Source organism: Lysobacter sp. A289, assembly GCF_054072675.1.
This window is the reverse complement of record NZ_JBSVRN010000002.1, coordinates 379748-390005: the sequence shown is the minus strand read 5'-3', so window position 1 is coordinate 390005 and position 10258 is coordinate 379748. Positions and strand designations below refer to the sequence as shown.

The window sequence follows — 10258 nt, the reverse complement described above, 5'->3', positions numbered from 1 at the left end:
GCGCACACTGTCAAAGATCATCGGAACCGGCCTCAGCGCCGCGTTCCTGGCCCGCCACCGAAGTGGTCAAGCGAGCCGCACATCTTACAGCGGATCCGGAGAACGTCAACACCTTGTTCGCCTGATTTTTTACCGCTGCCCCGGCGCGTTGTTGCTGCGTCGAGCCGACCATCTTAACCGGTTTTCAGGGCACGTCAACACCTCGTGAACCCCCGCAACCCATCAACCCCGCTCCGCCGTCCTACTCACCCCTCGGCGCGGCCGCGTAGTCTGCACGAGTGGGGATGAACAGGGAAGACCCGGCGCCGCATTTCCCTCACTTGCCGGCTTGACGCACCCTCGGTGGTGCAGGAAGGTTCGCGATGTATGGATCAAGAGGACTGGCAATGACCCGGATGCGAGACATTTCCGCTGGTGTACTACTGCTTGGCGCCCTGTTTTTGTCCGGATGTGCGTCGGGCAATGGCTTGTGGATTGAACTGGGCGACGCTCGCTACGCGGTGGAAATTGCCGACGACGACGAGGAACGTGCCCGAGGACTGATGTTTCGGGATCACATGGCCGATGACCGCGGCATGCTGTTCATCCATGAGCGTCAGGCACCGCAAGCCTACTGGATGAAGAACACCAGGATCCCATTGGACATCCTGTACTTCGACGACGACCGCCGCCTGGTGTCACAGCAACGTGATGTCCCGCCGTGTTCGGCGGGTAACGCCTGTCCGCCCTACCCCAGTGATGCGCCGGCGCGATACGTGCTGGAACTCAATGCTGGCCAGGCTGCTCGACTGGGACTGCAGAACGGCGCAGAACTGCGACTAGGTCCGGATATCCCGACACACTGACGAAAGCCGGTCTGTCGGTTCTGGGCGCGGCGTTCCCCAAAGGGGCTGGCCTGCGGCATCAAATCACCGGGCATCGGTGTCACAGCTCCATCATCTCGAAGTCATCCTTGGTGACACCGCAATCAGGACAGGTCCAGGTCTCTGGAACGTCGTCCCAGCGGGTGCCCGGCGCGATGCCCTCTTCCGGCAGACCGGAGGCTTCGTCGTAGATGAAGCCGCACACCACACACATCCAGGTGCGGAACTCCACAATGGAGGCGATCTCGGACATGGTCGGATAATGCTCAACTGAAGGGTGAAGACCTCATTATCCCATCCCCCCACCTCAGGTGAAAGCTTCCCCATGAACCCAGCTTGGCCGTGCAAGGGCCTTTACGCGATCACGCCCGATGAACCGGACACCGCACGACTGCTTGCCCGGATCGAACCGGTCCTGCGCGCCGGCGCGGGTTGGCTGCAATACCGGAACAAATCCGCCGACGCCGTCTTACAGAAGCAACAAGTACTTTCACTGAAGCCGCTGTGCCGGCAATACGGTGTGCCACTGATCATCAATGACGATTGGCAGTTGGCGGTCGCACTGGGTGCGGACGGCGCGCACCTGGGCCAAGGCGACGGCGACCTGGCCGCTGCACGTGCGGCGCTCGGAGCGCATGCCATCCTGGGCGCCACCTGTCAGGACAGTCTGGAACGTGCGGTTGACGCCATATCGCAGGGCGCCAGTTATGTCGCCTTTGGGGCTTTCTTCGTCTCGACGACCAAGCCGTTGGCTCGCCGCGCCCCACCGGAACTGCTGCGACGAGCGGCGCGCCTGGGAGTGCCCGTGGTGGCCATCGGCGGGATCACCCCGGACAATGGGCGGGTACTGGTCGAGTCCGGCGCCGACTTGCTGGCGGTCGTGGGCGGAATATTCGATGCCCCCGACCCGGTCGCCGCGACCCGCGCCTACCTTTCCTGTTTCACCGTTGCTGGAGCACCTCCCGAATGAACCACGACCACTCGCATGCCTTGTTCGCCCGCGCGAGCCAATTGCTGCCCGGCGGCGTCAATTCACCGGTACGCGCGTTCAAGTCGGTGGGCGGGGAGCCGTTCTTCGCCCAGCGCGCGCAGGGTCCGTATCTGTTCGATGTCGACGGTAACCGCTACATCGACTATGTCGGCTCCTGGGGGCCGATGATCGCCGGACATGCGCATCCACAGGTGCTCGACGCGGTTGCACGAACCATGCGCGACGGCCTCAGCTTCGGGGTACCCAACGAGCTGGAAGTGACGATGGCCGAGACCATCACCCGGCTCATGCCCAGCTGCGAGATGGTGCGGATGGTCAACTCCGGTACCGAGGCGACGCTGTCCGCCATCCGGGTTGCGCGCGGCGCTACCGGACGGTCGCGGATCGTCAAGTTCGAAGGCTGCTACCACGGCCACGGTGACAGCTTCCTGGTCAAGGCCGGCAGCGGCGCGTTGACCCTGGGCCTGCCGAACTCGCCCGGGGTGCCCAAGGCGCTCGCGGATCTGACCTCGACCCTGCCATACAACGACTTCGACGCCGCGACAGCGATGTTCGAGGAGATCGGCGACGAGATCGCTGGACTGATCATCGAGCCGATCGTCGGCAACGCCAATTGCATCCTGCCGCGCGACGGCTACCTGCAGCACCTGCGCGAACTATGCACACAGCACGGGGCGCTACTGATCTTTGACGAGGTGATGACCGGCTTCCGGGTCGCGCTGGGCGGCGCGCAGCAGCGCTATCAGGTCAGTCCAGACCTAAGCACGTTCGGCAAGATCATCGGCGGCGGCATGCCGGTCGGCGCCTTCGGCGGCCGGCGCGAGCTGATGAGCCAGGTCGCGCCAAGCGGGCCGATTTACCAGGCCGGCACGTTGAGCGGCAACCCGGTCGCGATGGCCGCCGGATTGGCAACGCTTGGCCTGATCCAGGCGCCTGGTTTCCATGATGGGCTGGAAACCAGCACCAATGCGTTGTGCGATGGGCTGGAATCAGCGGCGCGCGAGGCTGGCGTACCATTCCACACCACCCGCGCGCCGGGGATGTTCGGTATGTATTTCCGCGAAGGTCCGGTGGAATCGTTCGCGGATGCCACCGCATCCGATGCCGCCCGGTTTGGCCGCTTTTTCCATGCGATGCTCGAACGAGGCGTGTATTTCGCCCCGTCGGCCTTCGAAGCCGGCTTCATGTCCAGTGCACACGAGCAAGCCGATATCGCCGTCACCGTGAGCGCCGCGCGAGAGGCGTTCGCGGCGTGCAAGGATTGAAACCGGCTGCCTGACGGCGCTCGCGCATAACTGCCGACGAAGGATCACGCATGCGTCTGTTGTTCAACCCGCAGCTCAACCCGGCGACCGAAACCGGCTGGCGTCGCCGCTGGTTCGACATCATCTATCACCACGACACGCCGCCGTCGCGCAACTTCGACCTGCTGCTGATCGTGGCGATCCTGGCCAGCGTGATCGTGATCATGCTCGACAGCGATCCGTGGCTGCGCATCGACCATGCGCGTGCGCTGTACACGATCGAATGGGGTTTCACCCTGCTGTTCACCGGCGAGTACGTGCTCCGGCTGCTGGTGGTGCGCAGGCCATTGCGCTACGCCCTCAGTTGGTGGGGCATCATCGACTTGCTGTCGATCTTGCCGACATACCTGTCGTTCTTCTTCCCCGGCACCCAGGCCTTGCTGGTGGTGAGGATCCTGCGCGTGCTGCGGCTGTTCCGGATCCTCAAGCTGACGCACTACGTGGATGAAGGCAGCCAACTGACCCGGGCGTTATGGCGTAGTCGGCGCAAGATCTTCCTGTTCGTCAGTGTCCTGATAACCATTGCCATGGTCTTTGGCGCGCTGATGTACCTGGTGGAAGGGCCCGAGTACGGCTTCTCCACGATCCCGACCGGCATGTACTGGGCGATCGTGACCATGGCGACCGTCGGTTACGGCGACCTGACCCCACACACTCCTGTCGGGCGACTGATCGCCTCGGCGCTGATCCTGATTGGCTACAGCATCATCGCGGTGCCTACCGGCATCTACACCGCTGAACTGGCCAACAGCATGCGCAGTAGTGCGCAACCCGAGCCGGGCGAACATCGCGACGACCGCGGCTGCACGACCTGCGGTTTGGAGCATCACGACCCCAAGGCGCTGTTCTGCCGCCACTGCGGCACCGAGCTACCGGAACCGTTCGAGTAAGCGGCCACTTGCATGCGAGCGGCCGCAGTCGATCACCACTGCCCGGTGTTTGGCATCGACGCCCACGGCTCGGCCACCGACAGCGCCTCGCCCTTTTGCAGCAACTCGATCGAGATCAGATCCGGCGAACGCACAAACGCCATCCGGCCATCGCGCGGCGGCCGGTTGATCGCAATACCCAGCGATTGCAGGTGGGCACAGGTCGCGTAGATATCGTCGACCTGGAAGGCAAGGTGGCCAAAGTTGCGCGCGTTCCCGTAGTCCTCCTGCGAACCCCAGTTGTGGGTCAGCTCGATCTCGGCTTCGGGGTTTTCCGGGGCACCGAAATAGACCAGGGAGAACTTGCCTTCGGCGTTATCCATCCGGCGGGTCTGCACCAGGCCCAACCCTTCGGTGAAGAATCGGCTGGTGGCGGCCAGGTCATGGACCCGAATCATGGCGTGCAGGTATTTCATCAAACGCTCCTCAAATCACAAAAAAAGGTCCGGCAACAACGGTTGCCCCGGATCCATCGCGTAGACGGAAAAGTCCTCGACGCCCGCCTCGACCAGCACCTGCTCATCGATCAGAAACTGGCCGTGGAAGCCGGCGGCCGGACGCACCAGCACCGCGTGCGCGGCATCGGCGACGATCTCCGGCTTGCGACAGCCGCCTACATCGATACCCGGGATCATGTTGAGCGCATCGGTGGCAATGATCGTGCGTGGCCATAACGCGTTGACCGCGATGCCTTGTGGCCCGAACTCCGCCGCAACGCCAAGCGTCACGAAGCTCATCCCCATCTTGGCCAGGGTGTATCCGGTATGCGGCCCCCACCACTTTGGATCCAGGCTGGGCGGCGGGGCCAGGGTGAGGATGTGCGGGTTGGCAGCCTTCTGCAGGTGCGGCAGGCAAGCTTGCGCGCACAGGAAGCTACCGCGTGCATTCACCTGGTGCATCAGGTCGAAACGCTTCATCGGGGTGTCCAGCACTCCTTTCAGCCAGATCGCACTGGCATTGTTGACCAGGATATCGATCCCGCCGAACGTCTCGACCGCGGCGGCGACCGCCGCGTCGACCTGTACTTCATCGCGGATATCGCATTGAACCGCCAACGCTTTTCCACCTGCCGCCTCAACTTCCGCGGCGACCGTGTGGATGGTGCCAGGCAACTTGGGATGGGCAGACGACGAGCGGGCCGCGATGACGATACTGGCGCCGTCGTGCGCCGCCCGCAATGCAATGGCACGACCGATGCCACGCGAAGCACCGGTGATGAACAAGGTCTTGCCTGACAAGGTGGGCATGAATGCTCCAGTCGTGGGGTCAGCCCATTGTAGGCAGTGACCTCGTGGGAGCACCTTTCGCGATCTCAGGGCTTCGGGCCCATGCCCTCGTTATCCTCCCAATGCAGCAGCCGGCGGGTGATGAAGCGATATACCGGCTTTCCGGTGGCGAACCACGCTTGGCGCACCCAGGAATGGCGCTTCAACACACGCAACTCGACCGGGGTCAGCATCTCCGGGCAATAAGTGCGCTTGTGCTTGAGCAGATGGCGCAGGTCTTCGCGTGCAAGCAGGCGCATCCAGCGCGAGCGCGGGTGGCCACGAACGGCCAGCTGGAAATCAATGATCGCCGGGCTCCCATCGACCAGCACCAACCAGTTGGCCTCCTTGGCCAGGTCGTTGTGGGCCAGCCCGCGCCGGTGGAGCTGCTGCAATAAACGGCGGGCACCCTGGAAATACGCCAGGTCACCATGCGGCGGAGCCTGGTACATCGCCGCGCCCTCCATGTAGCTGCGCTCTAGGCGTCGGCCGTCCCAGCGTAACAAGCGTGGCGTAGCCGGCATTCCATCAATGCACTGCAAGGCGCGCGCTTCGCGTCGGGCCAGCCACCATGCCGGAAGCCGCAGCCATGCTGGCACATGGGCGAGGTCACGACGTATGAATAATCCGCTGTGGTCGCGCATCAGCGAAATCCGGCCAAAGCTGTCGGCTTTCAGCGCGGTGACTTCCAATGCAACAGCGGGATGCGAAGTGCTCATCACGCCACTTTACCGGCAGCCGCCTGGTTCGGCAGCTTTCGTCCGGCGCCGTCCGCACATCGGCGGACAGTTGGTTCCTGAATCCCGTAGCCGCAAGCTTGCCCAACAGGGCGTCAAAACCAGCATGACACTGACATAATGAGCCGATGAATCCGGCTTGGATCGACAGCGTCACCGCGTGGATTGGCACGCACCCCGTAGCGGCCGGCGCCTTGATCTTCCTGATCGCCTTCTGCGACGCGCTGGTGGTGATCGGCATCGTGGTTCCGGCATTGCCGTTGCTGTTTGCCGCCGGCGCGCTGGTGGGCCTGGGTCATGTCAACGGTCCCTATGCAGTGATGTGCGCGGCCAGCGGTGCATTCCTCGGCGACGCACTCAGCTACTGGTTTGGACGCCACCTCGGGCCGCGCAGGCTGCGCCAGCACTGGCCATTCGTTCGCTACCCGCAATGGCTGGATCGCGGCGAGACCCTGTTTCGTCGCCACGGAATCAAAAGCATCCTGATTGCCCGATTCGTGGGCGCGGTGCGGCCGTTCGTACCGGTGATCGCGGGCATGCTGCAGATGCCGCTGCGGCGATACGCCCTACCCAGCGCATTCGCCAGTCTGGCCTGGGCGGCAGTATTCCTGGCACCGGGTTGGGTGTTGGGAGCCTCTTACGATGCCGCAGCGGCGGTTGCTGATCGACTCGCATTGGCACTGGGTGGCCTGGCGGTAGCCGTTGCCCTGGTCTGGGCCGCGGTGCTCTACACCTGGCGCTGGTTTGCCAACAACGCCGACCACCTGTTGGCGCGCTTGTTGCGCTGGATCAATGCCCATCCCCTGCTCGGTCGTTACGCAGGCGCGTTGGTCGATCCGAATCGGCCCGGTTCTGCGTCGTTGCTGATGCTCGCGGCGTGTTTGCTGGCGATCAGCTGGATCTGCTTCACCTTGTTGGCGTTGCTGCTGGCCAGCGGTGGTCCACTGGCAGTGGACCACCACCTGCAGGATCTGATGTGGCGCTTGCGCAACCCGTTGGCCGATCACCTGATGGCGGGCCTGGCGAGCTTGGGCGACATCCAGGTGTTGGGTGTGGCGGCAAGCGTGGCGCTTGCCTACCTTTTGTGGCGACGGCGCTGGATGGCGGCCGCCCACTGGATCGCGGCGCTCGCGTTTGGCCTGGCACTGACCAGTCTGCTTGAGGCGGTGATCGACATGCCGCGGCCGCCAACCGCCCCCCCGGGGTTCGGCTTCCCGTCCGTGGCGGTGACCATGACCACGATCATCTTCGGTTTTTTCGCGGTGTTGATTGCGCGCGAGCTGCCCGGGCGTAAACGGGTCTGGCCATACCTGCTGGCCGGCGTCATCACCACCGTGGTCGGGTTCGCCCGGCTCTACCTGGGCGCGCACTGGTTAAGCGACCTGGTCGGCGGCACATTGTTCGGCCTGATCTGGCTGTTGATCCTGGGCATTTCCTACCGCAGCCACGTGGCACGCTCGTTCTGGATGCATCCGCTGTCGGCGCTGTTTTACGGCAGCTTCGCGATCGCCGCGGCATGGCACGCCCCGCACGCGGCCGACGCGCTGCTGAGCCGCTTCCCAACCGCACCACCCAGCGTGCAGGTCAGCAACGACGACTGGTGGCACGACGGCTGGGCCGGGCTGCCCGCGCAACGCAACGAGCATGATGCACGCCGACGCTGGCCGCTGGACATGCAGGTAGCCGGCCCACTGGCACCGCTGCAGACGGCGATGGAAGCCGCCGGGTGGCGGGTGCAACCGCAGGCCGACTGGACCGCCGCCATTACGCTGCTCGATGACGACACGCCGATAACGGACCAGGTCGTACTTCCGGCAACCCTGGATGCCTACGCCGAGACCCTGTTGATGCTGCACCCCGGAGCCGAGCCGGGCGAGCAGTACGCGTTGCGCTTGTGGCCAGCGCCAGCCGCGCTGGACGACGCCACCCCGTTGTGGATCGGCACCACCCAAACCTTGCAGGCCAGCAAGCCACTCGGAGCGGCGGTGCTGTGGCTGCCCGCCCCCCACAACGGTGAGGCGCATGGGCGAGTAGCCGATGCGCTGAAAGGGTTCGACTCGATCCAGGCGCAACACCCGCACAATGGCGTACCGGTGCTCCGGGTACGCATCAACCCTTAGGCTCAGCTGTCCGGAAGCAACGAGAGCAGTTGGTCCAGTCGCTCGTGCGGATCGTCGGTCTGGAGCAGTTGCTGGCGCTGCGGGTCGGCCAACGGCAACATCTCGGCCAGTCGCCAACCGATCCAGGCCGCGTCGTCCAGGTGCGCATCGGCCAGCTTCGCGTACTCGCCGCCCACCTGTTCGATCACCCCTTTCAGCAAGGTTGACAGCAAGCCGTGTTGCGGACGCAATGGTTCGACCGGGTCGGGATCGCACCAATCCACCTGGGCCACCTGCAGGCCGTTGTCACGGACTGCGACCTGACGCACGTGGAAGCGCCGCGCGCCGCGTACCTGCAAGGTCAGCAGCCCATCGTCACCGGTGTCGAAATCCTCGATCAGCGCCTCGGTGCCGTAAGCCGCCGCGGAACCCATGGCGTCCTCTTCCAGGATCAGGCAGATGCCAAAGCCGCAGCTGTTGCGGCCGCACTCCCGCACTAGATCCAGGTAACGCGGCTCGAATACCCGCAGTCCCAGCGTGCCGCCCGGGAACAGGACAGCCGGCAACGGAAACAATGACAGCGATGGGGGATCGGTCTGGTTCGACATTGACACCAGCCTAGCGCAGTCCAAGTCGGCCCTGCAGCACCGCCAGGAAACGCCGCGGCGCCCCGTCAAAGCCACCGTTGGACATGAATACCACGTGGTCGCCTGACCGCGCCTGCTGGCCCAGTAACGCGAGCAAGGCGTCGGTATCGGGCGCGGCAATGCCCTCGCCGCGCAGGCCGGCAATCACCTTGCCGGCATCCCACGCCAACTCCGGCCGGTGCAGGAATACCACCACGTCGGCCTCGTCGAGCGACGGTGCCAGCGCGTCGGCGTGGGCACCCAGCCGCATCGAATTGCTGCGCGGTTCCATCGCCACGATGACACGTGCCTTGCCGACCTTGGCCCGCAACCCGGCCAGGGTGGTCGCGATCGCGGTGGGATGGTGGGCGAAGTCGTCGTAAACGGTGATGCCTGCGTCCTGGCCAATCAACTCCATTCGCCGCTTGACGCTGTGGAAGCTGGTCAATGCCGGCAACACGGCCGCGACATCAGCGCCGACCGCGTCCACGGCAGCGAGCGCCGCCAATGCGTTCATCACGTTATGGCGACCCAACAGCGACCAATGCACTTCGCCCAGCTCGACGCCGTCGTGGATGACCATGAAAGCGCTGCCGTCCTCGGACAGCAAACGGGCGGTCCAGTGGAATGGCTGATCCGGGGTGACCGGACTCACGGCAAGCGATGCATCCAGGCCAAAGCTCACCACCGGCGTCCAGCAGCCCATTGCCAGCATCTCGGCCAGGTGCGGGTCCTCGCCGTTGACGATCAACCGGCCGCGCCGTGGCACCGTACGCACCAGATGGTGGAACTGGCGCTGGATCGCGGCCACGTCCGGAAAGATGTCGGCGTGATCGAATTCCAGGTTGTTGAGGATCGCCACCAGCGGCCGGTAATGCACGAACTTGCTGCGCTTGTCGAAGAACGCGGTGTCGTACTCGTCGGCCTCGACTACGAACAAGGAGCCCGGCGCCGTGGATGAGGGCGCGCCGCCACCCACCCGCGCCGAGACCCCGAAATCCTCGGCCACGCCGCCAATCAGGAAGCCCGGCGCGCGGCCGGCCGCTTCCAACAACCAGGCCAGGATCGAGGTCGTGGTGGTCTTGCCGTGGGTGCCGGCGACGGCAAGCACGTCGCGACCCGGCAATACGTTCTCGGCCAACCACTGGGCACCGGAGATGTACTTGCGGTTGTCGTCCAGCACCTGCTCCACGGCCGGGTTTCCACGCGAGAGCGCATTGCCGATTACGATCTCGTCGCAACCAGCGGAGATGTTGGCCGGGTCGTAGCCCTGGCGCAGCTCGATGCCCAGTTCCTCCAGCAAGGTCGACATCGGTGGGTATACCGCCTGGTCGCTGCCCTCCACCTGGTGGCCGAGCTCGCGCGCCAGCGCCGCGACGCCGCCCATGAAGGTGCCGGCGATGCCAAGAATGTGCAGTTTCATGCGTCTGTTGGTTTTACCCGG

At 64.6% G+C, this 10258-nt stretch carries 12 protein-coding genes; 6 read left to right on the top strand and 6 right to left on the bottom strand.

Features of this window, described 5'->3' with window-relative positions:
* Positions 1 to 208, top strand: a 208-nt coding sequence (locus ACW5DN_RS13900) for a hypothetical protein (protein WP_456963402.1), incomplete at its 5' end; no start/stop codon positions are given.
* Positions 209 to 395: 187 nt separating this feature from the next.
* Entirely contained in the window at positions 396 to 845 is a 450-nt protein-coding gene (locus tag ACW5DN_RS13895; RefSeq protein ID WP_456963426.1) for a DUF192 domain-containing protein, read from the top strand.
* A gap of 79 nt (positions 846 to 924) precedes the next feature.
* On the opposite strand, the gene ACW5DN_RS13890 is transcribed toward ACW5DN_RS13895, so the two are convergent.
* Positions 925 to 1116: a rubredoxin gene (locus ACW5DN_RS13890; protein ID WP_456963401.1), complete on the bottom strand. Its 192-nt coding sequence runs from the start codon at positions 1114 to 1116 to the stop codon at positions 925 to 927.
* A 72-nt stretch (positions 1117 to 1188) separates the two neighbouring features.
* Here ACW5DN_RS13890 and thiE point away from each other — a divergent pair, with 72 nt between their 5' ends.
* Genes thiE through ACW5DN_RS13875 form a run of 3 tightly spaced genes read left to right on the top strand, consistent with a single transcriptional unit; the run spans position 1189 to position 4048 of the window.
* Positions 1189 to 1833 carry a thiamine phosphate synthase gene (gene thiE, locus ACW5DN_RS13885; protein ID WP_456963400.1) on the top strand — a complete coding sequence of 215 codons (645 nt, stop codon included), beginning with the start codon at positions 1189 to 1191 and terminating at the stop codon, positions 1831 to 1833.
* Positions 1830 to 3119 carry a glutamate-1-semialdehyde 2,1-aminomutase gene (hemL, locus tag ACW5DN_RS13880; protein ID WP_456963399.1) on the top strand — a complete coding sequence of 430 codons (1290 nt, stop codon included), beginning with the start codon at positions 1830 to 1832 and terminating at the stop codon, positions 3117 to 3119. The genes thiE and hemL overlap by 4 nt, the downstream gene beginning before the upstream one ends.
* Before the next feature lie 50 nt (positions 3120 to 3169).
* Entirely contained in the window at positions 3170 to 4048 is an 879-nt protein-coding gene (locus tag ACW5DN_RS13875; RefSeq protein WP_456963398.1) for an ion transporter, read from the top strand.
* A 32-nt stretch (positions 4049 to 4080) separates the two neighbouring features.
* Here ACW5DN_RS13875 and ACW5DN_RS13870 read toward each other — a convergent pair whose 3' ends face one another.
* The 3 genes from ACW5DN_RS13870 to ACW5DN_RS13860 all read right to left on the bottom strand — a co-directional run bounded on the left by ACW5DN_RS13870 (position 4081) and on the right by ACW5DN_RS13860 (position 6071).
* Positions 4081 to 4503 carry a VOC family protein gene (locus ACW5DN_RS13870; RefSeq protein WP_456963397.1) on the bottom strand — a complete coding sequence of 141 codons (423 nt, stop codon included), beginning with the start codon at positions 4501 to 4503 and terminating at the stop codon, positions 4081 to 4083.
* A gap of 15 nt (positions 4504 to 4518) precedes the next feature.
* Positions 4519 to 5334, bottom strand: a complete 816-nt coding sequence (locus ACW5DN_RS13865; RefSeq protein WP_456963396.1) for an SDR family oxidoreductase — start codon at positions 5332 to 5334, stop codon at positions 4519 to 4521.
* Positions 5335 to 5399: 65 nt separating this feature from the next.
* Complete coding sequence (locus ACW5DN_RS13860; protein WP_456963395.1) at positions 5400 to 6071, bottom strand: serine/threonine protein kinase; 672 nt, start codon at positions 6069 to 6071, stop codon at positions 5400 to 5402.
* A 146-nt stretch (positions 6072 to 6217) separates the two neighbouring features.
* On the opposite strand from ACW5DN_RS13860, the gene ACW5DN_RS13855 reads away from it, so the two are divergent.
* Positions 6218 to 8209, top strand: coding sequence for a bifunctional DedA family/phosphatase PAP2 family protein (locus tag ACW5DN_RS13855; protein ID WP_456963394.1), 1992 nt, complete (start codon positions 6218 to 6220; stop codon positions 8207 to 8209).
* A 2-nt stretch (positions 8210 to 8211) separates the two neighbouring features.
* On the opposite strand, the gene ACW5DN_RS13850 is transcribed toward ACW5DN_RS13855, so the two are convergent.
* Positions 8212 to 8805: an LON peptidase substrate-binding domain-containing protein gene (locus tag ACW5DN_RS13850; RefSeq protein WP_456963425.1), complete on the bottom strand. Its 594-nt coding sequence runs from the start codon at positions 8803 to 8805 to the stop codon at positions 8212 to 8214.
* A gap of 1 nt (position 8806) precedes the next feature.
* Complete coding sequence (gene mpl / locus ACW5DN_RS13845) at positions 8807 to 10237, bottom strand: UDP-N-acetylmuramate:L-alanyl-gamma-D-glutamyl-meso-diaminopimelate ligase (protein WP_456963393.1); 1431 nt, start codon at positions 10235 to 10237, stop codon at positions 8807 to 8809.
* Positions 10238 to 10258: the final 21 nt, after the last annotated feature.

What these genes read in the sequence shown, in the direction of transcription:
- ACW5DN_RS13860 (WP_456963395.1), bottom strand. Translation starts at nt 6,071, where the DNA reads ATGAGCACTTCGCATCCCGCTGTTGCATTGGAAGTCACCGCGCTGAAA.
- thiE (WP_456963400.1), top strand. Translation starts at nt 1,189, where the DNA reads ATGAACCCAGCTTGGCCGTGCAAGGGCCTTTACGCGATCACGCCCGAT.
- ACW5DN_RS13875 (WP_456963398.1), top strand. Translation starts at nt 3,170, where the DNA reads ATGCGTCTGTTGTTCAACCCGCAGCTCAACCCGGCGACCGAAACCGGC.
- ACW5DN_RS13870 (WP_456963397.1), bottom strand. Translation starts at nt 4,503, where the DNA reads ATGAAATACCTGCACGCCATGATTCGGGTCCATGACCTGGCCGCCACC.
- mpl (WP_456963393.1), bottom strand. Translation starts at nt 10,237, where the DNA reads ATGAAACTGCACATTCTTGGCATCGCCGGCACCTTCATGGGCGGCGTC.
- ACW5DN_RS13895 (WP_456963426.1), top strand. Translation starts at nt 396, where the DNA reads ATGCGAGACATTTCCGCTGGTGTACTACTGCTTGGCGCCCTGTTTTTG.
- ACW5DN_RS13865 (WP_456963396.1), bottom strand. Translation starts at nt 5,334, where the DNA reads ATGCCCACCTTGTCAGGCAAGACCTTGTTCATCACCGGTGCTTCGCGT.
- ACW5DN_RS13890 (WP_456963401.1), bottom strand. Translation starts at nt 1,116, where the DNA reads ATGTCCGAGATCGCCTCCATTGTGGAGTTCCGCACCTGGATGTGTGTG.
- ACW5DN_RS13855 (WP_456963394.1), top strand. Translation starts at nt 6,218, where the DNA reads ATGAATCCGGCTTGGATCGACAGCGTCACCGCGTGGATTGGCACGCAC.
- hemL (WP_456963399.1), top strand. Translation starts at nt 1,830, where the DNA reads ATGAACCACGACCACTCGCATGCCTTGTTCGCCCGCGCGAGCCAATTG.